The sequence below is a fragment of the Cryptocyanus atlanticus LEGE 06306 genome, from assembly GCF_056633155.1.
Genome location: NZ_JBSJOZ010000007.1, coordinates 61,399 through 83,056 on the forward strand (window position 1 = coordinate 61,399; position 21,658 = coordinate 83,056).

The window sequence follows — 21,658 nt, forward strand, 5'->3', positions numbered from 1 at the left end:
CGTTCCCCGTGGACTCGGATCCCGATCCCGATTCAGATCGCGATCCCTGCCCAGGTTGAGCTGCCGTGTCCGGGCCGGGTGCTTGGGTCGCCGGCTCCGGCCAGGGGAGATCCCCCGCCGGATCACTCTCGGCCCCGGCGGGGGGAGCAAGCGCGAGAGAAGCGGCTCCCAGAAGACCGATCACCCAGCTGGTTGACGTTGCTGAGGGCACCCGGGCTCCTGAACCGCGGCCGATCCTGCCACGTCAGCGAGGACCTGTCGGCCGGAGCGGGCAGGGATTGCAGTGGCCCCCTCGGCAGACTTCCGGGTCGGCCCGGGGGCGGGACCTCAGTCTTCGAGGTCCTTGCGGCTGGGGGTGCGGCTGGGATCGCTGGCCAGGAAGCCGAACACGAAGATCCCGATGAAGAAGAAGACGACCGAGTAAACCGAGATCTTGAGGGCGAGCATGGTCCGTCCGGCGGGTGACAGGGGGTGACAGGCGCCAGGTGGGCCCCGTGACGACCCTGCGGCAGCCGCATCATCCTATGGGTCACCGTTGGCCTGGAAGGATGCCGAAGCGCCTGGAGGCTCAGCTTCGCCCCTGGATTGAAACGTTTCGATCACGTTCCCAGCTGGATCTCCATCCCCTCTGGCGTGTCGACGGCCGTGAGGCCAGCGCCCCAAGTGCCCTGGCGGATCCCTGGGCGCGGCACCACCGCCCCGACTGGCAGGCCCGGGGACTGATCGTCTGGCCCCGGGGGGGGCGAGTGCGGCGCCTGGTCCTGGAGATCCCCTGCCCGCTGCCGTGGCGGGGGCTGCCGGCCGCCCGCGCCCGGCTGGTGCTCCGCTGGTGGGCTGAATCCGCCACGCTTTCGGTGGATGGTCGCGTCGTGCACCGCGGCGACCTCTTCGACACCGCCTGCCGCTGGCCCCTGCCGCAACGCTGGTGGCAGGGCGAGACCCTGGCTCTGCAGCTGGAGCTGCGCAGTCCCCGGCACGACGACGGCGCCCTGATCCACAGCCGACTCGAGCTCGAACCCCTCGATGCCGCTGACCCCCAGGGCCTGCTGCTGTCCACGGCCCTGGAACTGGCCCTGGCCCGGGAGGCGGCCGAGGTTCCGGAGGCTGCTGCCGGCCTCGCGCCCTCCCCGGGGTCTCTGGCGGCCCTCGCGGGTCGGGATCCCGCCGCCGCCGGGGCCGCCACCGCCCTGGCCTCCGCCCTGGAGAGTCACGCTCCGGCGCCGGGCGCCGGCGTCCACCTGCTGGGTCACGCCCATCTGGATCTGGCCTGGCTCTGGCCGGTGGCCGACACCTGGCAGGCGGCTGTGCGCACCTTCGAATCGGCCCTCGATCTGATGGAGCGCCATCCGGACCTGCGGTTCGGCCACTCCACCCCCGCCCTCTACGCCTGGCTGGAGCGACACCGTCCGGCGCTGTTCGCCCGCATCCGGACGGCGATGCGGAGCGGGCGCTGGGAGCCGCTCAATGGTCCCTGGGTCGAGAGCGACTGCGTTCTGCTCGACACCGCCTCCCTGCTGCGCCAGTTCCAGGAGGGTCAGGCCTACAGCCGGGCCACCTTCCCGGAGTGGGAGCACTCCCTGGCCTGGCTGCCGGACAGTTTCGGCTTCGCGGCCGGTCTTCCGGCCGTGGCGGCCGCCACCGGAGTGCGCTGGTTCTGCACCCACAAGCTGGCCTGGAACGCCGCCAACCCGTTCCCCCACCGTCTGTTCCGCTGGCGCAGCCGTTGCGGCGCCGAGCTGCTTGCGCTGATGACGGCCCCGATCGGCACTGACGGCGATCCGCTGGCGATGGAGCGCTACCGGCTCGACTGGCTCCGGACCAGCGGTGACGCCGAGGCGCTCTGGCTGCCGGGGGTCGGGGACCACGGCGGCGGTCCCACCGCCGAGATGCTCGAGCAGCTCGAACTCTGGCGGGGGCATCCGGCGGCGGCACCCCAGCGGCACGGCACGTTGCGCTCCTATCTGGAGCGGCTGGAGCCCCATCGTGGGCGGCTGCCGGTCTGGCGCGACGAGCTCTACCTCGAACTGCACCGCGGCTGCGCCACCAGCCGCCCGGACCAGAAACGGCACAATCGCAGCCTGGAGCGGCTGCTGCGGGAAGCGGACCTGGCGGCCTCGCTGCTCTGGTCGGAGGGACGGGGCGGCGGGGACGACCCGGTCGACTGGCGAACCCTGCTGTTTCAGCAGTTCCATGACATCCTCCCCGGCACCTCGATCCCGGAGGTGTTCGAGCAGGCCGAACCCCAGTGGCACCAAGCCCGCCGCCTGGCCAGGCGCCAGCGGGACCGGGCCCTGATGGCCTGGCTCCCGGCGGCTCCCGCCGGCGCCTCCTGGTGGCTGGCGCGGCTGCAGCCCCTGCCGGCCGCCCCCCTCAGCCTGCGGCTCCCGGCCGGCTCCTGGTGGCTGCACGGCCGGCGTCTGCCCTCCCAGTCGGCGACGGCCGGGGGGACCTGGGTCCAGCTGCGGGCGCCGGCGGGCCTCAGCGTCCTGCCGCTGGAGCGGCGACTGGAGGATGGGCCCGAGGGGCCGGCTCCCGGGCCGGCGGAGGCGATCGACGCGCCGGTGCGACTCGCGCGTCTGGCCGAAGCCGGGGAAGGGGGCGGGGCGCGCTGGCGGCTGGGCAATGGCCTGGTCTGGGCCCAGATCGGCACCGCCGGCGTCGAACAGCTCTGGGGGAGCGACGGCCACGCCCAGCTGGCCGCCCCGATCGGCTGGCGGCGCTGGGCCGACCGGGGCGAGTTCTGGGATGCCTGGGATCTGGCTGCCGATCACCGGCAGCGGCCGCTGCCGCTGAGTTGGGATCCCGGGCCGCACCTGGCTGAGCAGGGGCCCCTCTGCGGCCGGCTGGTCTGGCGTGGGCGCTGCGGCCTCAGCCCCCTGCGGCTGGATGTGCAGCTCCGCGCCGGCAGCCCCTGGCTGGAGCTGACCCTGCAGGTGGACTGGCGGCAGCGCCATGAACTGCTCCGCCTGGAGCTGCCCCTGCTGCAGCGAGCCCAGCGCTGGGCCGCCGACACCTCGGGGGGGGTCCTGGAGCGGCCGGCGGTCGGCGCCACCGCTCGGGAGGAGAGCCGCTGGGAGGTGGCCGCGATCGGATGGGCGGCCAGCCAGGCGGCCACCGGGGGGCTGGCGGTGCTGCTGGACGGCCCCCAGGGCGTGGGGGCGACCCCGGAGCGCCTCGGAATCTCGCTGCTGCGGGGGCCCACCTGGCCCGACCCCGGCGCCGACAACGGTCCCCAGCGGCTACGGATGGCCCTGATGCCCTGCGCGGGCGGCTGGCGCCAGGCGGGGGTCGTGGCCGAGGCGGTGCGGTTCCGGGAACCCTGCTGGCTGCGGCCGGCGGCGGGAGCCGCCGGGATCGCCGGGAGACCGGCGGCTCCGCTCGAGCCGGGAGCGCTGCTGGAGCTGGGCCATCAGGACCTGCGGCTCATCGCGCTGCGCCCCGATCGGCAGCCGGGGGTGCTGCGGCTCACCGCCCAGAACCTCTCTCCCCTGCGGCACCGGCTCCGGCTCGGACCCGCCTGGCGCGTGCTGGAGCGCACCGATGGGCTGGGGGACTCACTCGGATCGGGGGGCGCCGCCGCGGTTGGAGAGGATCCCGAGCTGCTGGGACCCTGGCAGCTCGCCAGCTGGCGGATCAGCCGCCCTCCTGCTCAGTCGTCGTGATCGTCGAACGGGTCGGTGAGCTGCTTGGAGGGGGGGCCGAAGGCCGTGTAGACCCCGAAGCCCGTGAGGGCCAGCAGGGCCACCAGCACGGTGATCGCGACGGAAATGGCGGGGGAGGTGTCGGTCACAGTTGGTGGCGGGCGTGGGGGGAGTCGGGAGGTGGAGTGGGCCGGACGGGTCCGGGGACGGATCAGGGCAGACGGGGGGCATGGGGCCAGGCTCGGTCACATCTTTCGACAGGGGGAGCATTGGCCGGGGCCGGCCCTCTACAGTAACGATCCCACTCCTGTGCCAGAGAGGACAGCGCCGTCATGGCCCAACGCACCCCCCTGGGAAATCTGCTTCGTCCGCTGAATTCCGAGTACGGCAAGGTCGTTCCGGGCTGGGGGACCACCCCGGTGATGGGCGTGTTCATGCTGCTGTTCCTGGTGTTTCTGCTGGTGATCCTGCAGCTGTACAACAAGTCGCTGCTGCTGGATGGCATCACGGTCAACTGGAACGGCCTCGGCTGATCCGCCTCGGAGCAACCCGCTCCACCTGTCTGTTCTCCTGCCATGAACGTCTTCGGGATCGGTCTGCCGGAAATGGCGGTGATCGCCGCCATCGGCCTGCTGGTCTTCGGCCCCAAGCGGCTGCCGGAGCTCGGTCGCACCCTGGGGCGGACCCTCAAGGGGTTCCAGACGGCCTCCCGCGACTTCGAGCAGGAATTCCGCAAGGCGGTTGACTCCGAGACCGTGGCCTCCACTCCTTGGCCGGATGACGGGGAGAACCGGTCACCGGAAGCCCTCTCGGCGGCCCCGCTCGCGTCGGTTCCCGGGGCCCCGGCGCCCGCGGCCCCGGCACCCTCCACCGCCGAGCCGCCCGACTCCGAGACGCTCACGACCCGGCCGCCCGCCACCCCTTCGACCACCGCCGCCGCCCCGGTCGACGGCCATTCGGCGCCCCCCTGACCTCCGCCCTGCCGGGCACCTGCCGCTTCCAGACTGCTTCGATGACCGTCTACTCCCCCCCGGTCGGGGATCTTCAGCTGGTGGTGGGGCTCGGCAATCCCGGCGACAGGTACAGCCAAACCCGGCACAACGTGGGCTTCATGGCTCTCGAGCGTCTGGCCGAGCGGGAAGGGGCGACCTTCCGGCAGAGCGGCAAGCTGCAGGCCTGGGTGGCCGATCTGGGCCATGGGGCCGGCCGGCTCCGGCTGCTCAAGCCCACCACCTACATGAACGAGAGCGGCCGGGCGATCCGTGCCACGCTCGACTGGTTCGGATTGCGGCCCGATCAGATGCTGGTCCTGGTCGATGACATGGATCTTCCCCTCGGGCGTCTGCGGCTGCGCCGCTCCGGAGGCGCGGGCGGCCACAACGGCCTGCGCAGCACCATCGCCCAGCTCGGCAACCAGGATTTCGCCCGCCTCCGCATCGGCATCGGTGCTCCGGCGCTGGATCCGGCCCTGCGCAAGGCCCGCACCGTCTCCCATGTCCTCGGACGCTTCGAGGCCGCTGAGCGGCCCCTGCTTGAGGACGTGCTCGCGGAAGTGCTGGCCGGCGTCGATCTGATCCGTCGGCTGGGCTATGTGCGGGCGGGCAACCGTCTGAACAGTTTTCAACCCAGTCCTGCCTGACCCTGGGCTCCCCCCGACCCCCGCGCCAGCCGATCCGTGAGCCGTCTTCCCGCCACCACCGCCCAGCTCCGGGTGCTGCACCAGAGCTTCAGCAGCCAGCTGCTCGAAGGTGAGGTGGTGGCCGGTGGCTTCCAGTGGACCTTCCGCTGGTCGTTCGATCGCGGCGAACTGTCCGTGGAGCCATCCCTGGGTCGGGCCCTGATTCAGGACGCGCTGCTGCGCTTCCTGCTTCGGGCCGATTACCAGTTGGAGCCCGGCGGTGACTACGCCTTCACGGTGCGGGCGACGATCTGAGCCGCTCCGCCCCCGGCGGAGGGCGATCGAGGCGATGGCCCAGCTGGCGTTCCAGCAGCAACTGGGCCACCACGTCGTCCCAGTCCCGTGGGGGCTGGCGCAGCCCCATCGGCAGCAGCCGCTTCCAGCCCCGGCAGGGGAAGAGCTGCCAGTAGCGCCCGCGGGCCGCCAGGGTGGTGCCGCGCTCCTCCACCAGCAGCACCGGGGCCAGGGGGGTGAGTCGCCGGTGCCAGGCGCCGCTGCCGGTGCCGTTGCCGAGCACCACGGCGACCACCGCGCCCTCCTCCAGCCAGGAGCGGAGCCGTGTCCAGGTCGCCTCCGGCGGCAGGATCAGCGCCTCGCCGATCCGGCGGCGCTCCGGATCACTGCGCACCAGCCCGCACTTGCAGCGTCCGGGATCGAGACCGGCCAGGGCTCCGCCGTTCGGCAGGGTCATGGCAGGCGGCCCCTGGACGGAGGCCCGGCCCGCCCGGTCGAGGCCTCCACCGGCTGCAGGGTCAGCACGATCGGGTCGGCGGTGTCGGCATTCCGGCTGGCGATGGCCTCCAGCGTCACCGGCTGCCCGAGGGGGCGTTCGGTGAGTTCCTGCCCGAGGCGATTGAAGGTGGCGGCGTCGAACTGAACCCCATCGGCGATGGATCCCTGGCGCTGGGCCTTGGCGAAGGACGCCGCCAGCAGCAGGTTGAGGCGGCTGCGCACCTGCACGACCGACCGTTCGTCGGGCTCGAGCACAGTGGAGGCCATCAGTTCCCCCTGGCGGATCACCTGGCGGTTCGGCCGCAGGTCGGGGAAGCCCAGCACCTGCTGTTCCCCGCGCACCACGTTGGCGGCGGAGAGAATGCTCACCACCCAGGAGCCTCCCTTGCCGATCAGGCTTTCGAGCTTGGCGATGTCCTGACGCGAGACAAGCAGGATCTGGCGGTTCGGGGTCTCCTCGGGGAGCACCCGCTGAAAGGCGCTCAGGTTGGCCTGACGCAGCAGGGCATCGATGACCGCCTTGGCCTCGGCTGGATTCTTCAAGGCCACCTTGGCGGTGGCCAGTGGCTGACCGCTGCTGATCACCACGTCGCCGCGGCGCAGGGCGATCAGCTTCTCCTCGAGGCCCTGCAGTTCCTGCTCCCCGGCCGCGATCTGCTGCTTCACCCGGGCCAGCTCGGCCTCGGTGCGGCGGATGTCCTGATCCTTGCTGGCAATGTCCCGGCTGAGCTGCGTCCGCTGCAGCAGCAGCTGCTCTCGCTGGTTCTGCAATGGCCGCAGCTCCGCCCGCAGGCGCCTGGCCTGCAGTTCCACGGCGGTGAGCTGGCGGCGGGATTCCTGCCGTTCCCGCTCGGCCCGGCGCAGCCCCTGCTCGGCCCGCCGCTGCTCCTGTCGGCTGCGCTTGAGGGCGTTTTCGCTGCGGCCCAGGCTGGAGCGGCTGTCCCGCAGCTTCTCCTGGAGGCTGTCGAGCTCGAAGAGGCCCACCCGCAGCCGTTCACTCACCGCCAGCATCAGCCCCAGGGAGACGGCGCTGATCAGGCTGCCGGTGAGCACCGTGATCAGCACCGCCGTGTTGCGGGGGCGCAGGTTGAAGAGGCTCAGCCGGGCCTTGCCGACACGGCTGCCCAGGCGATCCCCGAGGGTGGCGAGCACCCCACCGAGCACCAGCAGGGCGAGGATGAGCAGCCAGGCGGACACGGCGCAGGGCGGAGAGCTTCAGTATCGGTGTCTCGTCGCCCCGGGGCCGGTGGCCCTGGTCAGCTGAACCGCTTGGCCAGGGCCACCGGATCGAACACCGTGATCTTCTTGCGGTCGATCTGCACCAGCCCCGCCTGGCGCAGATCGCCCAGCAGCCGGGTAATCGTGACCCGGGTGGAGCCGATCGCCTCGGCGATCGCCTGGTGGGAAAGGCGCAGGTCGATCGTGATGCCATCGGAGCTGGGCACGCCGAAGTCCCGGCAGAGCACCAGCAGGAAGCTCACCAGCCGGGAGGACATGTCCCGGTGGGTGAGGGTTTCGATCATCGTTTCGGTCTGGAGGATGCGGGAGGAGAGTCCCTGCAGCAGCAACAGCCCGACGCTCGGATCCTGTTCGATCGCCCGTTTCACCGAGGCGGCCGGCGCGGCCACCAGTTCAACCCGGGTGAAGGCGACGGCGTGATAGAAGCGGTCGGAGCGCTGGCCAGTGAGCAGGGAGAGCACACCGAACAGGCTGTTCTCCCGCAGCAGCGCCACGGTGATCTCCTCCCCCGACTCATAGACGCGCGAGAGCCGCACCGCGCCGCGGCGCAGCAGATAGACCCGCTCGGCAGGGTCTCCCGGGAAGAAGATGGTCTTGCCACGCTCAACCGTCTCGATGGAGCAGCCGGTGAGGCCGCGCATCACTTCCAGCAAGGTGGCCGAACCGTTGCCAGCGGTGGTGAGGCCGGCCTGGGGGGGCGGAGTGGTGCTGGTGCGGCTGAATCCGCGCATGGCGCCGACCATTGGGGCGGAAGAGCTGTGGTTGGAAGCTACGGATCGGCACCGGTGTGGCGTGTAGCGAAAGACACACTCGCTGTTCATCCGAGCCCGGCTGGCCTGGGAGCCCCCCCTGGGGGTGGTACGGATGTTTGCGCTAGGGATGGTGCCATTCCCTTGTGAAGCGGCCCGTCACCGCTACATTCAGCATCGCGTCTCCGATGGGGTGTTGATGACGGTCAGCCTGATCAGCCCACCCCATGAACCCCGGCATCCCCTGCGGCCCGTTCCCGCGGCCCGTCCGGCGGCGGGCCGGCCGCGGCCGTTGCTGGCGCGGCCCGAGGGGCTGCTGCAGGTGCACACCGCACCGTTCCGAGGCAGTTTCGACGGGGTGTTCAGCCAGGCCCTGCGCAGCGCCGGCCTGGGCAGCCGCGTGCTGATCAGCCAGTTCCTCAAGGGGGGCGTGGATCAGGGCCCCGGCCAGGCGCTCCGGCTGTGCGGCCGTCTGCAGTGGCTGCGTCCGGCCGTTCCCGCCTGCCTGAGCGAACCCTCCAGCGACCTCCCCGCCGAGGTGGGGGCGGCCGTTCAGCAGGTGTGGGCCTTCAGCCGGGAGCAGCTGCTCGCGGCCACCATCGACCTGCTGGTGCTGGATGAGCTGGGTCTGGCGATCGAGCTCGGCTTCCTGGCTGCGCCGGAGGTGGTGGCCACCCTGGAGCAGCGGCCGGCCCATCTCGATGTGATCCTCACCGGGCCGGTGATGCCGCAGGACCTGCTGGCCATGGCGGATCAGGTCACCCAGCTGCGGAGGGGCGGCTGATGCTCAAGAACGACCGCTGGATCCACGCCCAGGCCGCCGGCGGGATGCTGGAGCCCTTCCAGGCCGGCCTGGTGCGTCACCTCGATCCCGATAACCGGGCCGCGCCGGTGCTGAGCTACGGCTGCTCCTCCTACGGCTACGACCTGCGGTTGTCGCCGCAGGAATTCCTGATCTTCCGCCATGTGCCCGGCACGGTGATGAACCCGAAACGGTTCAACCCGGCCAACCTGGAGCCCGCCCCGCTCCAGCACGACGAGGACGGGGCCTACTTCATCCTGCCGGCCCACTCCTACGGCCTTGGGGTGGCCCTGGAGAAGCTGCGGGTGCCGGCCAACATCACCGTGATCTGCCTGGGCAAGAGCACCTACGCCCGCCTGGGGATCATCGTGAACACCACGCCCGCCGAGGCCAGCTGGGAGGGACACCTCACCCTGGAGTTCAGCAACTCCTCCGGCGCCGATTGCCGCATCTACGCCAATGAGGGCATCACCCAGCTCCTGTTCTTCGAGGGAGATCCCTGCGACACCACCTACAGCGACCGGGCGGGAAAGTATCAGCACCAGCCGGAGCGGGTGACCCTGGCGAAGGTGTGAGGGCAGAGAGGGCTAGCGCCACCCTGTCTGGGGCAGGCCCATGGCGCGGCGGATCTGATTCAGACAGGGCAGCCCGCTGCTGCAGGATCCGATCACCTGGCCATTGAGCACGAAGGGGGGCGCCCCGTCGGCCCGCCCGGCCCCACCGCTGGGAGCGCCGGCCGCGGGCGCCGGGCGTCGCCGGCCGGCACTGCCTGGGGCAAGGCCGGCCGGCGACGCCGGTGTCAGGGGGGACATCTGGCGCAGGCTGCGGAGCGCCTCGCCGTAACTGGGGCCCACGCTCCGCTGCAGCGATCCCTGGGCGGCCCCGGCCGCGGCGGCGTCGATCAGGGTCTGGCCCCGCCCAGCCGAGCTCAGCAGCGCCAGGGTCAGCAGGGGTGAAGCCAGCAGCGATGCGGCCTGAAGCGAGAGCGGAACGAAACCGGGCCGGGGCATGGGAGCTGCGGGGTCTGCGGTTGATCAGGGCGCCAGCCGGGCCTTGTGCAGCCGGCTCTTTTCGTACCAGGCTGCGAATTCGGGAGCCCACCCTTCCAGGTGGGGCCACATCAGATCGCAGAGCTGGCGGATCTCCAGTTGCGCATCCAGCTTGGCCCGCAGATCGAGGAAATGCAGGAAGGCCCGCAGGCTGAAGCTCACCACGAAGTGCTGCCGGTAATCGAAGGGCAGGATGCCGCGGGCGTGCTCCTCGGCGAAGCCGGCGCCCAGCAGGTCGCGGTAGCGCTCGGCGGCCCGGCGGCAGAGCTCCAGATCCTGCGCCCGCTGGGCCGCGTCGTAGGTGTACTTCTTGCCCTGGCGGTCGCAGTAGTCGCCGGTCGGGCGCAGATAGAACACCTCCTCGAGATCCAGGCTCCCGGCGGCGGCCTTGCAGATCCGGTCGCCTGTGTAGCGCATGGACTGCACATCGAAACTCACGCCCACCCGGTGGGTGCGGGCCTGCTGCATCACCGAGTGGGGAAACCAGCCCACGTTGAGCACGATCTGGGCGTGCTCCAGCGGGCCGTAGTGGCCCCGCTCGCCGGAGAGCAGCCGCTTCACGCAGATCGCGCCGGCCGTGCGTTCATCAGGCCAGCCGGCCCGATCGGCGGCCACGAATCCCTCGCTGTAGTCCTGATGCATGGCCGCGTAGACGCACTGCTGCGGGTTGGGGGTGGCGGCGATCAGCTCGACCCGGAAGCGGTCCATGGGGGGAAATCAGGGGGTGGGCGAAGCGCGGAGGGCGGAGAGCCGGAGGTGTGGGCTGAAGCAGGGCGGACTCAGCCGTGGCTGCGGGGGCCAGCCGGTGCCGGCCCGGCGGCCGGGGTGTCCGGGGCGTCTGCAGCCACCATCGGGGCGGCGGGCAGCAGGCTGAGGCTGCCGACCCCGGCCAGCCGCGGAAGCGGCGTGTCGGTGATCAGGGCGGTGGCGATCGCGGCCAGCTCCGGGGCACTGCGGGCGCCCAGGGAGCGGCCGACCACCATCCCGGCGCGGTCGAACAACTCGAGCTGGGGGATGCCGTTCACGTCGTAGCGCTCGATCTCCGGCCGCCAGCGCGGGTTGTCCACGTTCAGCAGCACCAGGTTGAGGGAACCCTGGTGCTGGCGGTCCAGGGCGTCCATGGCGGGGGCCATCGAGCGGCAGGCTTCGCACCAGTCGGCGTAGAACTCCACGATCGTGGGGCGACCACTGGCCAGGGCCATCGGCAGTTCGGGTGAGCGGCGGGCCAGTTGCTCCAGTGGGGCTTCACTCTGCAGGCCACCGCGCAGCCAGAACAGCAGCACCGCCAGAGCAGCGGCGAGTGCGGCCAGGAGCATGCGCTCCCGCCGCCCCAGCGGGGGACCGGAGGGGGGGGAGGGAGCGGGGTCGGTCATCGGAGCGCCGGCGGAGGCGAGGGCTGAGCGGCACTCTGGCAGTTCCGGGCTTGGTCGCTCCGGCGACGCCGGCCGGAAGCCGCAGCCGGGTCTCGTTACCATCGGGGTCCAGGATGGCCGCCCGTGAAGCGTCGCCTCACCATTCATTTCCCGCGGGAGGCGGTGCACCAGCCGATCACCTATCGGCTTGCCGTCGATTTCGACATCGCCGCCAAGATCCTGCGGGCCCAGATCGCTCCCAACCAGAGCGGCACGATGGTGGTGGAGCTCTCCGGGGACATCGACGAACTCGATGCGGCGGAGCAATGGCTCGAAGGCATGGGCCTCGGCCTCGATCGCGCCCCAGGTGAGATCCGGATCGACCCCCTCCGCTGCGTCGACTGCGGCATCTGCGTCAGCGTCTGTCCCAGCGGGGCCCTCCAGAGCCGAGCGCCAGACTGGAGGCTGCACTTCGACACCCAGCGCTGTCTGGTCTGCGAGCAATGCATCCCCAGTTGTCCGCTCGAGGCGATCGACCTGGTCCTGGAGGCCCGATGAGCGGCCTGGTCCTGGCGATCCTTCGCTTCACCCTGCTGCCGCTGCGGGCGCCCTGGCTTCTCTTCCTCTGGGTGGTCAGCGTCTACCTCGGCATGCACTGGGTGGTGCAGGCCCCTGCCCTGATCTCCAGCTGGCCTGTCCCGTCCCTCGATCATGCCTACCAGCTCTACTGGTCGATCGAATTCCTGCAGGCTCTGCTGGTGGTGGTGGTGGCCTCGATGCCGGATCTGCTGCTGCGTCAGCTATCTCTGCTCATGGCCGTGAGCCGGGTGATCACGTTGATCATCACCCTGCTGCTGGTGACGATCATCGGTCTCTATCTGCTGCATCTGCGCATTCTGGCCGATGCGGTGATTCTGGCTTCGGGGGTGTTGCTGGCCCGGCTGGACCTCGTGCGCATCCGGGTCGTCCCGCCGCCCCTGGTCACCGCCCTGGCCCTGAGCGCGTACGTGCTGCTGGGGATCTGGCTGGGGCGCTGGCTCCAGGTGGAGGGGGTCTGGCGGCCCGGCCCGTTCTGAGCCCACAGGCCGGGTGACGCCCGGTCCGGCCCCTGCCCATCAAGCCCAGCGGCTCCCGCCTCAGCAGTCCCCCTGGGGTGGTTGCTGATAGCTCCAGAGGTTCCCCAGCACCTTCTTCACGTAGAGACGGGTTTCCGGATAGGGGATCGCCTCGACCCAGAGTTCCGGGGTCGGTCCCAGCCGGGGGTCGATCCAGCCCGCGACGGCGCCCGGCCCGGCGTTGTAGCTGGCCACCGCCGCGAAGGGATTGCCCCGCCACAGGTCCAGCATCTGCCGCAGATAGCGGGCCCCCAGCGGTGCATTGCGCTCGGGCTGCCGCAGTTCCTCGGCGGTGACGGGGGCGCCGGCCAGCTCGGAGGCGGTCGAGGGCAGCAGCTGCAGCAGACCGATGGCCCCGGCCCCTGAACCAACGGAGGGCGTGAAGCGGGATTCCTGCTTGGCCACCGCCAGCAGCAGGCTGGGATCGAGCCCGGCGGCCGCGGCCGCGGCCGCGAACACCGCGCCGTGGCGGTGGGGATGGAGTGCCCGCTCCAGGGGCAGGGTGGCGCGGCAGCTCCCGCCGAGCCAGCGGAGGCTGGCCAGTTCCAGCTGCCCCAGGCCGGTCCAGTCGTCGCCGACACCCTGGCGCAGGCGCCCCTCCACCACCAGCCGATCCGGCTGTGTCGTGGTGACTGCGGGGCGCTCCTGCCGCCACTGTTCCCAGGCCTCGAGGGGCAGGCCGAGGCGCCAGAGACGGTCGAGGTCCGCGTCGCCGCTGGCCAGGGGCTGCCAGGCCGGGACCGGTGGCGCCGCCGGTGCGCCTGGCGCCGCGGTCGTGGCCGAGGGGGGCCTGTCACCGGCGCCGCCGGCGCGCAGCCGGAGGTTCGCCCCTGGCTGGCCCAGCCGCCAGCGGGCCCGCCAGGCGTAATAGCCCCAGGGATGGCGGGCCAGGAGCCGCTCCCAGCTCTGCCGGGCGGCGCCCGACTCGCCCCGGGCCTCGCGGGCGAACCCCAGCCAGAACAACTGGCGCGCGGCCAGGGGGGCGGGCAGGCGCTCCGGCGGCAGGGCCGCCAGCAGGGTGGCGGCGGCGGCCCACTCGCCCTCCAGCAGCCGCTGCCGCGCCAGCTCCCACTGGAGCTCCCAGCTGGCCGGATCCAGGGGCCAGCGGCCTAGCACCGACCGCCAGCCGTCGCCGCCGTTCTGCCGGGCCAGACGGGCCTGGACCGGTGCCGTGTCGACCAGGGTCGACGGCAGCTGGGCCAGCAGGGCGGGAGCGTCGGTCTGATGGCTGAGCGCCCGCACGGCATCCTGGGCTTCCGGGCTCCGGGGCCAGCGCTGGGCCAGGTCCAGCAGCCGCCGTTCCCCTTGCCGCTGCTGTTCCCCGGTCCCCCTCAGCTGGGCGTCGCCGATGGCGAGCTCGGTGGCGGCATCGGTGGCGGCATCGGCAGTGGCCGGCCCCAGGCAGAGCGCCGCCCCCGCACCGTCGCCGAGGCGGGCCAGGCCGCTGGCCAGCTGGGCCCGCTCCGCGGTGCCCAGGGTCGCTCTCCCCCGCTGGCAGGCCTGCCTCAGCAGGGGCTCCGCCCCGGGCCAGCGCGGACCCCAGCGGGCCAGGTGCAGGGCGCCTGTCAGCCGCTCCCGCTCGGCCGGACCCTGCTCCACCGCTGCGGCCAGAGCGGCGGGATGGGCCGGGAACCGGCGCAGCAGGGCCAGCCGCAGCGGAGGCTCCTCGCGGCCGAGGGCGTAGAGCGCATCGGCGCTGGGGGGTGCGTCGGGGAAGCGTCGCTCGAGCTGCCGCCAGAGGTCACGGGCCTGGTCATTCCGACCCAGGGTCTCGGCGGCCAGGGCGTCCCGCTTGAGGGCCACCGGGGCCAGGGGGGCCGTCCCCCAGCCCTGGGCCCGCAGCAGCTGTCGCTGACGGACGGGATCGTCGCCGGCGCCGGCCAGCAGCAGCAGGGCCGCCTCGCGCCGCCGCTCCGGGTCCGGATCCCAGCGGCGGGTCCGCTCCAGCACCGCCGCAGGGGTGTCCGGGGAGGGCAGGGGACGGTGGTGCAGCAGCTGCCGGCCGACCAGCAGCAGGGCGGCGCTGCCCAGCACCGTCAGGGCGAGGGTGAGCGGGCCGCGAAGCGCGGTGGAGGGCTGCTGGGGCAAAGGTGGTCGCCGCTGAAGCTTTGGCATTCTGGGGGTCCCCTCCGATGGCCATGCGCCTGCGGCCCTCCCTGCCTCCCTGGCTCAGCACGCTGCCCGGTGCCCCCCAGCGCCGCCGAGCCCTGCTCCTGGTGGCCCTGGCCCTGGCGGCGCTGCTGCTCCGGCCGCTCTGGCCGCTGGCGGCTCTTCCGGGCTGGGTGGTGGGCAGCCTGCTGATCTGGGCGGTGCTGGAGTTGGTGCGCTGGGCCTGGTGGCCGCGCCGCTGGCGCTGAGCGACGGCGACGCAACGGCGAAGCGGAGCCTGGAACCGTCCGCGTAGCCTGCCAGCCATCGTCGTCAGCCCCCGATGCCTCAGTCGGCCGACTTCCCCGTCGGTGTTCCCCTCGGGAGTGCCGTGGCCGGCTTCGGCACCGACGGCATCCGGGGCCGGGCCGGCACCGTGCTCACGCCGATCCTGGCCCTGCAGCTGGGCTACTGGTGCGGTCGGGTGCTGCCGGTCGCGGGGCCGGTGCTGATCGGTTCGGACTCCCGCAGCAGCGGACCGATGGTGGTGGCGGCCCTCACCGCCGGGCTCACCGCCGCCGGCCGCGAGGTCTGGAGCCTGGGCCTGTGTCCCACCCCCGCCGTGCCCGGCACGATCCGCCGGCTTGGCGCCTCCGGCGGTCTGATGGTTTCCGCCAGCCATAACCCCCCCGAGGACAACGGCATCAAGGTGTTCGGCGCCTCCGGCGCCAAGATCGATCGCCGCCAGCAGGGGGCGATCGAAGCCGGTCTGCGCGGCGACTCCGTGGCTCGGCCCGCCGAGGCTTCGCCAGCCCGGCCGGCCGCCGGCGGTGGCTGGGGACCGGCCCGGGAGCGCAGCGATCTCCTGGCCGACTACAGCGCGGCCCTGCTGACGAGCGTGGCGGGGCGTCGCCTCGATGGCTGTCGGATCGTGCTGGATCTCTGCTGGGGGTCCGCCACGGCCTGCGGCGCCGAGGTGTTCCGCTCCCTCGGCGCCGAGCTCACGGTCCTGCATGGGGAGCCCGATGGGGCCCGCATCAACGTGGGCTGTGGGAGCACCCAGCTCGAACCCCTGCGCCGGGCCGTGCTTGCCACCGGCGCCGCGATGGGCTTCGCCTTTGACGGCGATGCCGACCGGATGCTCGCGGTGGATGGCCGCGGCCGGGTCGTCGATGGGGATCAGATTCTGTACCTCTGGGGGGGAGCCCTGCTGGCGGCGGGGGACCTGCCCCAGCGTCGGCTGGTGGCCACCGTGATGTCGAACCTGGGCTTCGAGCGCGCCTGGCAGGCCCGTGGGGGCGTGCTGGAGCGCACTCCCGTCGGCGACCAGCATGTGCATGCGGCGATGGAGGCCAGCGGCGCGGCGTTGGGCGGGGAACAGTCGGGCCACATCCTCTCGGCCCGCCACGGCATGAGCGGCGATGGCCTGCTCAGCGCCCTGCAGGTGGCCACCTTGATCCACGACGGGGGCGGGAGTCTGGCGGAGTGGCTGGACACGAGCTTCCAGCCCTATCCCCAGGCCCTGATCAACGTGACCGTGCCCGATCGGGAGCGGCGACAGGAGTGGCAGCAGTGCGAACCCCTGCGCCGGGCGGTCGATCAGGCGGAGGCGGCCATGGCGGGCATGGGCCGTGTGCTGGTCCGCGCCAGCGGCACCGAGCCGCTGCTGCGAGTGATGGTGGAAGCCTCCGAGCAGAGCGCTGTCGACCACTGGTCGTCCCACCTGGCGGTTCTGGCCGCCGCCCAGCTCAATCGGAGCTGAACTGGCTGGCCAGCTGGGCGGCCAGCTCCAGGGCCCCCTGACAGGCGTCGCTGCGGGGAGGCCGGGGCCGCGCTCCCGGCAGGGCAGCCAGCAGGGCGCGGCGGTAGGCCGCGGCGAACTGGCCGAGGTGGGTCAGGGCGCCGCCCAGGCCGCAGACCACGGGCCGCTCGAGCTCCAGGGCCTTCGCCACCCCCCGCGCCAGCTCGGCCAGGCCGCGGGCGGAGCGGTCCAGCACGGCCCGGGCTTCGGCGTCGCCGGCCGCGGCACAGGCCTCCACCACGGGCGCGAGCCGGGCGAAGTCCGCGGCCCCGAACCCCGGCGCCACCACCAGCGCCTTGATCTGCTGTGGACTGATCGGCCCGGGATTGATGCCCTCCTCCCCTGGCGCCGCCCGGCCGAGGGCCTGCCAAAGGGCCTCGCGAAGGGTGCCGTCGGGACGGCGGCCGTCGGCCATCTCCAGCGAGAGCACCAGGGCGTCCCGCCCGATGTCGCAGGCTGAACCGGCCCGGTCCAGTTGCCAGCCCCAGCCGCCGCACCGGTGCTCTCGGCCCCGTCCGTCATGGCCGGCGGCGATGCAGCCGGTGCCGCTGATCACCACGATGCCGGCGCGGTCCGCCAGGGCCCCCCACAGGGCCGTGCGCTCATCCCCACCCACCCACACCCGCCGGGCCGGCATGCCCAGGGCCCGGGCGGCCAGGGCCCGTCCCTGGGGTTGCCCGCCGGTTCCGGATTCGATGCCACTGGCCCCCACGGCAACCGCCAGCAGGGTGTCTGGACCGCCGGGCTCCGCGCCCCTGTCGCGGGCCGCCGCCAGGCTCCGGGTCAGGGCCTCGCCGAAGCGGTCCTCACCGCCGGGCGCCGCCAGGTGACTGACTCCCGGCCCGGTTCCCTCGGCCACGAGCTGGAGTCGGCCGTCCGCCAGGGGCCGGGCCAGCCGGCAGGTGGTGTGGGTCTGGCCGGCGTCGAAGCCCGCCAGCAAGCGGCCCTCCGGGGGGCGGCCGTCCAGGGGGCTGGGGGCCTCAGCCATCCGTCGGGTGCGAGGGTGCCCCGGTCCCGTCCGGTGCCTCGAGCACCGAAAGCGTGGCCAGGCAGAACCAGCCGGTGAGCTGCACCTCCGGGCGGAAAAAGATGGTGTCGGTGAGGCCCTGGACGGCGAGTCCGGCGATGGCGGCCACCGCCCCCAGGGCGGGGAGCACCTGGGGATGGTCCCGACGCAGCTGGCCCAGCCCCAGGCGCAGGCTGCTCCAGAGCAGGCCCAGGGCTGCCAGCAGGGCGGGAGCGCCACCCTCCACCGCCAGCTCCAGCGGGATCGAATAGGCGCTCAGGGCGTTGAACTTTGGCTGCTGATAGAGGGGATAGATGAGATTGAAGGCATCGTTACCGGGGCCGATGCCGATCCAGGGTCGGTCCTGGACCATCTGCAGGGCCGCCAGCCAGACGTTGATGCGGAAATTGTTGGAGCTGTCCTCCCGGCCGGCCACCAGGCTCAGCAGCCGCACCCGCAGCGGCTCCACCTGGGTGATGACCACGGCCAGCAGCAGCCCCGCCGCCGCCAGCAGCAGCAGGGGAAAGAGCCGGCGCCAGAGGGCCGGCCAGTGGCGGGTCCGGCGCAGCACGAGCAGCAGGGCGAGGCTGCCGTAGGCCGCCACCAGACCAAGCCAGCCCCCACGGCTGTAGGTGAGACCCAGGGCCACGCTCCCGAGCAGCAGGGCGGTGAGGGCGTAGAGCCGGGCAGCGGGGCGGCGCCAGCGCATCAGGGCGACCGCGGCGAGGGGCAGGATCGGCAGCAGATAGCCGGCCAGCAGGTTGGGGTTCCCCAGGGTGCTGTAGATCCGCACCGTCCCCCGGGCCACCGAGTTGGGGTCCGACCAGCGGGCCAGGGCGTCGGTGTCGCCGTAGAGCTGCCTGATCCCGATCACCGTGGTGAGCAGCTGGCCGCCCAGCAGGGCGGCCACGATGCGGTCCCACCAGGGCGGGCTGGTGGCCAGCAGCTGGCGCATCAGGGCGTAGACCCCCAAATAGCTGAGCAGTTTGAGCAGGCCCTTGGCCGCGGCCGCTGGCACGGGAGAGAAGCCGGTGGCGACGACCATCACGGCCAGCAGCAGCAGCAGCCAGCCGCTGATGGAGCCGATCCGGCCCGCCGGGGTGCTCAGGGCCCAGATCAGCCAGAGCAACCCACAGGCGGCGATCAGCAGGCTGAGCCCGGCCCGGGTGACCAGTGGGAGGCCGGCCATCAGGGCGCAGAGCACGAGTCCGGCGACCGTGCTGAGGTGGCTGGCCAGCGGACCGGAGGGCTTCCGGCCCAGCTGACCCTGCCAGCGCAGCAGGAGGGGCACCCCGGCAGGGGGGTCCGCGGGGCTCAGGCTGGCCTCGGGGGCAAGGGAGTGCATTCAGGTGCCTTCGGGAACCCCGGCGGCCCGGGCCGATCCGACGACCCGGGCAGGGATGACCGAGGGATTATGGAGGCGCTGCTCCGATCGCTCCAGCACCGCACCCCGAGGGCCGGCTGCCGGAGGCTTGGAACCTTGGCGGCGGTAGAGCACCCGGAAGACGGGCCGGTTCAGCTCCTGCACCTGCCGTTCCCGTTCGGTGGGCACCGGCAGCGGATTGGCGGCCAGCCAGGGCCGCCCGTCGCCCTCGGGCCGCGTGAAGCAGCCGTTGGCCTCGATGAGCTGCACCATCGGATCGATCACCGCCACCACGTCGCTCTGCAGGAAGAGCTCCCCCCCCTCCGCCAGCGCCCCGGCCAGGGCCCGCAGCAGCGCCGGCTGCAGCACCCGGCGCTTGTGATGCCGCAGCTTGAACCAGGGGTCGGGGAACTGGATCGTCACCCGCTGCAGCCGTCCGGCGGGCAGGGCCTGCAACCAGCTCGGCAGGCTGACGTTGGCGTTCCCGTACAGGAACCGGAGCCGGGCGTCCGCGAGGGCCCCGCGGTCCCGTTCGGCCGCCTCGACCAGGGGGCGGCGGATCTCAAGGCCCAGGAAGTTCCAGTCGGGATGCAACGGGGCCATGGCCAGCAGAAACCGGCCGCGGGCGCTGCCGATGTCGAGGTGCAACGGCTGCTCGGGCCGATCGAACAGTTCGCAGAGCCCCGGCAGGGGGTGGGGCTGCTGGTGGAGGCGACTGAGCGGATTGACGTGCTGACGCACCACGGCTCAGCCCTCCGGAACCAGGAAGCCCCAGCTGGCCGTGTAGCCGTGCAGATGGGTGGTGCCGCCCACCGGACCGATCTCACCGTTGCAGAAGGCCCCACCGATCGGCAGGTCGGGAAACCGCTCCTGGCAGAGGCTCACATCGCCGTCCGGCTCCCCGTAGAGGCCCTGCCCCCGACCCAGGCAGGCGAACAGCAGGGCCGCCAGCGGAGCGGGGGACCGGGAGGCCTGGCCGTTGAGCAACTGGCGCAGCTCCTGCCTGGAGGCGGCCGCGTCCCGCAGCTGAAACTGCACCTGCTGACCGACCCGCAGCCGTTCGGCCACCGCCACGGCGCCGTTGCGGGGATCGACCCCGATCAGATTGCGCACCAGGAAGGCGGTGGAACCGCCCGCGGCCGCCGCGTCGGCCAGGCTGAAACTGCTGCGGGCCACGCCGAGGAAGAGGGAGTGACGCACCAGGTCCCGTTCGGACGGATCGAGGCTCTGGAGGATGGTCTGCAGGCAGTTGACCGGAGTGTTGCGCTCGTCGCCGCGGCTGAGCTGCAGCACCACATTGCGCTCGGCCCGCTCGATTTCAAACACCGGTCCGATCGGACGACAGCCCTGGGCCACCAGGGGATCGAGCCGCCAGCTGCCACCGATCAGACACCCCACAGCTCCCGTCGTCACCCGCCCATCCACCAGCAGGGAGCCATGGGCGGCGCTGTGGGGGCCGGCGATGCCGCCGATCTTGTCGAGGTCGGGGTAGGCGTAGTCGAGCCCGCCGATCAGATCGTTGATCGCCGGGCAGGTGGGGTCGATCAGCAGCAGCATCGAGCGGGCCCGCTCCGGATCGGCCCCCACCCAGTTCACCCACCCCTGGCTGTCGCCATCAAGATCGGGAAGGGAGGTGGTGTCGAGGGCGAACGGCTGCAGATCGGCCCCGGGCAGGCACAGCAACATCACGCTCAGGGCCGGTGCCTGCTCCACCTCGTGGGCCGCACCGGAGACCTCCGTGCCCACCACGCCACCGCCGGCGCAGCCCAGCCAGTGGCGGGACTGGAGCCGGGCCCGGAGCAGCGGCAGCAGCCGGGGCAGATCACTGGCGTAGGTGGTGGAGCAGAACACCAGGGCCAGATCAGCCTCGCCGCGGCCGGCCAGTCCCCGCACCACGTCATCCACCGCGCCTTCCAGGGAGGCGTTGCGCGAGAGAGCCGTGCGGCAGGACGCGGTCCGCTCGCCACGGTTCAGCCAGGAGAGCAGGGGAGACGCGGGCATGGATCGGACCCTACTGGTGAAGCATGGCGCGGATAATGGCGCCTTCCCGTACCTCGCCCGTGCCAGACCTGCTCTACCGGACCCTGGTGTGGCTCGATTTTCGCCTCGCCGTCGTTGTCACGGTGGGGTTGCCTCTGGTTCTGTTGCTCTGGGCGGCCCTGCGGCGGGAGGGGGCCCTGGTGCGGCTGCTGGGCATCTACTGGAAGGTGGCGAGCCTGCTGGCCATCGCCGTGCTCCTGCTGGTGGATGCCCGGCCGCTGGCCTACCCGCTGCTCGTGGTGGCCAAGCTGCTGATGGTGGCGGCGGTCTGGTTCTGGGTGGATCTCAACGAGGAACTGGCCGATCTGCCCCCCTGGCGCCCGCTGCCCCTCACGGTGCGGGCCTGGCGCTGGGCGCTCACCGGTTTCGGTGTGCTCGGCGCCGCCCTGGCCGCCAGTGCGTCCACCTGCGGCCTGGGGCAGCTGCAGCGCCCCTTCTGCCAGGTGTGGCTGGAGGCCCCCCGCCGCCTGCACACCCTGGTGGCCCGGCTGTTCAGCTTCATCTTCGGCGCCGATCTGACCCCCACGCTCACGGCCTTCATTGGCTATCTGGCCCTGGTCGCCTTCGTGGTGGGGCTGTTGCAATGGCTGCTGGTGCGGTTGCCCCGCCAGGGCCGGGTGGCGGGAGGATTCTGATGCCGGTCGCTTCCGATCGATCCGGACCCATCCGATGACCTGGCTTGCCGAGCTCGAAGCGATCAGCCGCGGCCGGCCCGACCGGGTGCTGCGGTTGCGGGGCACCCTGCCGCCGGTGGGGCTGGAAGCGGGAGACGGGTCCGTCGAGGCGTTCGAATTGCTGATCTTCCGTGGTTTCTCCAGCAGCGTGACCCATCCCACTGCTGTCGATCCCGACCGGCCCGCCCTGCCGGAGACGGCGCGCGTGGAGAGTGCCGAACTGCTGCAGGGACCGCTGAACCCCGCGCACGAGCAGGTGCTGGCCGGACCGGCGCCGGTCGAATCGTTTCTGGATCCCTCCCGCTGGTGAGGGGCCCGGCAGCGGCCTG

General features: G+C 72.4%; 26 protein-coding genes. 13 read left to right on the plus strand and 13 right to left on the minus strand.

The window, feature by feature from the left end; translation table 11 throughout:
* Positions 1–327 precede the first annotated feature (327 nt).
* Complete coding sequence (locus ACWJI7_RS09180; RefSeq protein ID WP_006172424.1) at positions 328–447, minus strand: photosystem II reaction center protein I; 120 nt, start codon at positions 445–447, stop codon at positions 328–330.
* A gap of 101 nt (positions 448–548) precedes the next feature.
* Between ACWJI7_RS09180 and ACWJI7_RS09185 the strand changes: the two genes are divergently transcribed.
* Positions 549–3,662, plus strand: a complete 3,114-nt coding sequence (locus ACWJI7_RS09185; protein ID WP_479937331.1) for an alpha-mannosidase — start codon at positions 549–551, stop codon at positions 3,660–3,662.
* Here the strand turns inward: ACWJI7_RS09185 and psbN are convergent.
* Entirely contained in the window at positions 3,650–3,790 is a 141-nt protein-coding gene (psbN, locus tag ACWJI7_RS09190) for a photosystem II reaction center protein PsbN (protein WP_479937333.1), read from the minus strand. The genes ACWJI7_RS09185 and psbN overlap by 13 nt on opposite strands.
* A 183-nt stretch (positions 3,791–3,973) precedes the next feature.
* Between psbN and psbH the strand changes: the two genes are divergently transcribed.
* The 4 genes from psbH to ACWJI7_RS09210 are packed head-to-tail and all read left to right on the plus strand — an operon-like array spanning position 3,974 to position 5,574.
* Entirely contained in the window at positions 3,974–4,174 is a 201-nt protein-coding gene (gene psbH / locus ACWJI7_RS09195; protein ID WP_479937335.1) for a photosystem II reaction center phosphoprotein PsbH, read from the plus strand.
* Positions 4,175–4,216: 42 nt separating this feature from the next.
* The gene (locus tag ACWJI7_RS09200; RefSeq protein ID WP_479937337.1) at positions 4,217–4,612 is read left to right on the plus strand and encodes a TatA/E family twin arginine-targeting protein translocase; all 396 of its coding nucleotides are present in this window, start codon (positions 4,217–4,219) and stop codon (positions 4,610–4,612) included.
* A gap of 41 nt (positions 4,613–4,653) precedes the next feature.
* Positions 4,654–5,280: an aminoacyl-tRNA hydrolase gene (gene pth / locus ACWJI7_RS09205; RefSeq protein ID WP_479937339.1), complete on the plus strand. Its 627-nt coding sequence runs from the start codon at positions 4,654–4,656 to the stop codon at positions 5,278–5,280.
* Positions 5,281–5,316: 36 nt separating this feature from the next.
* Entirely contained in the window at positions 5,317–5,574 is a 258-nt protein-coding gene (locus ACWJI7_RS09210) for a DUF3146 family protein (RefSeq protein ID WP_479937341.1), read from the plus strand.
* On the opposite strand, the gene ACWJI7_RS09215 is transcribed toward ACWJI7_RS09210, so the two are convergent.
* Genes ACWJI7_RS09215 through ntcA form a run of 3 tightly spaced genes read right to left on the minus strand, consistent with a single transcriptional unit; the run spans position 5,552 to position 8,033 of the window.
* Entirely contained in the window at positions 5,552–6,010 is a 459-nt protein-coding gene (locus ACWJI7_RS09215) for a RuvC family protein (RefSeq protein ID WP_479937343.1), read from the minus strand. The genes ACWJI7_RS09210 and ACWJI7_RS09215 overlap by 23 nt on opposite strands.
* Entirely contained in the window at positions 6,007–7,248 is a 1,242-nt protein-coding gene (locus tag ACWJI7_RS09220) for a DUF3084 domain-containing protein (RefSeq protein ID WP_479937345.1), read from the minus strand. Before ACWJI7_RS09220 ends, ACWJI7_RS09215 begins: the two co-directional genes overlap by 4 nt.
* A gap of 59 nt (positions 7,249–7,307) precedes the next feature.
* Complete coding sequence (ntcA, locus tag ACWJI7_RS09225) at positions 7,308–8,033, minus strand: global nitrogen regulator NtcA (RefSeq protein ID WP_479937346.1); 726 nt, start codon at positions 8,031–8,033, stop codon at positions 7,308–7,310.
* Between the two features lie 205 nt (positions 8,034–8,238).
* On the opposite strand from ntcA, the gene ACWJI7_RS09230 reads away from it, so the two are divergent.
* Together ACWJI7_RS09230 and dcd are read left to right on the plus strand one after the other, a co-directional pair.
* Positions 8,239–8,823 carry a cob(I)yrinic acid a,c-diamide adenosyltransferase gene (locus ACWJI7_RS09230; protein ID WP_479937453.1) on the plus strand — a complete coding sequence of 195 codons (585 nt, stop codon included), beginning with the start codon at positions 8,239–8,241 and terminating at the stop codon, positions 8,821–8,823.
* The gene (dcd, locus tag ACWJI7_RS09235) at positions 8,823–9,416 is read left to right on the plus strand and encodes a dCTP deaminase (RefSeq protein WP_479937347.1); all 594 of its coding nucleotides are present in this window, start codon (positions 8,823–8,825) and stop codon (positions 9,414–9,416) included. The genes ACWJI7_RS09230 and dcd overlap by 1 nt, the downstream gene beginning before the upstream one ends.
* Positions 9,417–9,428: 12 nt before the next feature.
* Here the strand turns inward: dcd and ACWJI7_RS09240 are convergent, their stop codons facing one another.
* The 3 genes from ACWJI7_RS09240 to ACWJI7_RS09250 all read right to left on the minus strand — a co-directional run bounded on the left by ACWJI7_RS09240 (position 9,429) and on the right by ACWJI7_RS09250 (position 11,263).
* Positions 9,429–9,851, minus strand: coding sequence for a hypothetical protein (locus ACWJI7_RS09240; protein WP_479937349.1), 423 nt, complete (start codon positions 9,849–9,851; stop codon positions 9,429–9,431).
* Positions 9,852–9,875: 24 nt separating this feature from the next.
* Entirely contained in the window at positions 9,876–10,598 is a 723-nt protein-coding gene (thyX, locus tag ACWJI7_RS09245) for an FAD-dependent thymidylate synthase (protein WP_479937351.1), read from the minus strand.
* 71 nt (positions 10,599–10,669) lie between these two features.
* Entirely contained in the window at positions 10,670–11,263 is a 594-nt protein-coding gene (locus tag ACWJI7_RS09250) for a thioredoxin domain-containing protein (protein WP_479937353.1), read from the minus strand.
* A gap of 123 nt (positions 11,264–11,386) precedes the next feature.
* On the opposite strand from ACWJI7_RS09250, the gene ACWJI7_RS09255 reads away from it, so the two are divergent.
* A complete protein-coding gene (locus ACWJI7_RS09255; RefSeq protein WP_479937354.1) occupies positions 11,387–11,800 on the plus strand; it encodes an NIL domain-containing protein in 414 nt (137 codons plus the stop codon).
* Positions 11,797–12,318, plus strand: coding sequence for a hypothetical protein (locus ACWJI7_RS09260; protein WP_479937356.1), 522 nt, complete (start codon positions 11,797–11,799; stop codon positions 12,316–12,318). The genes ACWJI7_RS09255 and ACWJI7_RS09260 overlap by 4 nt, the downstream gene beginning before the upstream one ends.
* A 60-nt stretch (positions 12,319–12,378) precedes the next feature.
* On the opposite strand, the gene ACWJI7_RS09265 is transcribed toward ACWJI7_RS09260, so the two are convergent.
* Positions 12,379–14,472: a lytic transglycosylase domain-containing protein gene (locus tag ACWJI7_RS09265; protein ID WP_479937358.1), complete on the minus strand. Its 2,094-nt coding sequence runs from the start codon at positions 14,470–14,472 to the stop codon at positions 12,379–12,381.
* Between the two features lie 17 nt (positions 14,473–14,489).
* Here ACWJI7_RS09265 and ACWJI7_RS09270 point away from each other — a divergent pair, with 17 nt between their 5' ends.
* Positions 14,490–14,714, plus strand: a complete 225-nt coding sequence (locus tag ACWJI7_RS09270) for a hypothetical protein (RefSeq protein WP_479937360.1) — start codon at positions 14,490–14,492, stop codon at positions 14,712–14,714.
* Between the two features lie 74 nt (positions 14,715–14,788).
* Positions 14,789–16,207, plus strand: coding sequence for a phosphoglucosamine mutase (gene glmM, locus ACWJI7_RS09275; protein WP_479937362.1), 1,419 nt, complete (start codon positions 14,789–14,791; stop codon positions 16,205–16,207).
* Here glmM and ACWJI7_RS09280 read toward each other — a convergent pair.
* From ACWJI7_RS09280 to ACWJI7_RS09295, 4 genes are read right to left on the minus strand one after another with little or no spacing between them, the layout of a single operon-like run.
* Entirely contained in the window at positions 16,194–17,234 is a 1,041-nt protein-coding gene (locus tag ACWJI7_RS09280) for a BadF/BadG/BcrA/BcrD ATPase family protein (RefSeq protein ID WP_479937363.1), read from the minus strand. The genes glmM and ACWJI7_RS09280 overlap by 14 nt on opposite strands.
* Positions 17,227–18,597: an IctB family putative bicarbonate transporter gene (locus tag ACWJI7_RS09285; RefSeq protein ID WP_479937364.1), complete on the minus strand. Its 1,371-nt coding sequence runs from the start codon at positions 18,595–18,597 to the stop codon at positions 17,227–17,229. Before ACWJI7_RS09285 ends, ACWJI7_RS09280 begins: the two co-directional genes overlap by 8 nt.
* Positions 18,598–19,356, minus strand: coding sequence for a tRNA (guanosine(46)-N7)-methyltransferase TrmB (gene trmB, locus ACWJI7_RS09290; protein WP_479937455.1), 759 nt, complete (start codon positions 19,354–19,356; stop codon positions 18,598–18,600).
* Positions 19,357–19,362: 6 nt separating this feature from the next.
* Positions 19,363–20,616 carry an FIST signal transduction protein gene (locus tag ACWJI7_RS09295; RefSeq protein WP_479937366.1) on the minus strand — a complete coding sequence of 418 codons (1,254 nt, stop codon included), beginning with the start codon at positions 20,614–20,616 and terminating at the stop codon, positions 19,363–19,365.
* Between the two features lie 59 nt (positions 20,617–20,675).
* On the opposite strand from ACWJI7_RS09295, the gene ACWJI7_RS09300 reads away from it, so the two are divergent.
* Positions 20,676–21,290 carry a DUF3177 family protein gene (locus tag ACWJI7_RS09300; protein WP_479937368.1) on the plus strand — a complete coding sequence of 205 codons (615 nt, stop codon included), beginning with the start codon at positions 20,676–20,678 and terminating at the stop codon, positions 21,288–21,290.
* 34 nt (positions 21,291–21,324) lie between these two features.
* Positions 21,325–21,639, plus strand: coding sequence for a DUF7734 family protein (locus ACWJI7_RS09305; protein ID WP_479937369.1), 315 nt, complete (start codon positions 21,325–21,327; stop codon positions 21,637–21,639).
* The last annotated feature ends 19 nt before the right edge of the window (positions 21,640–21,658 follow it).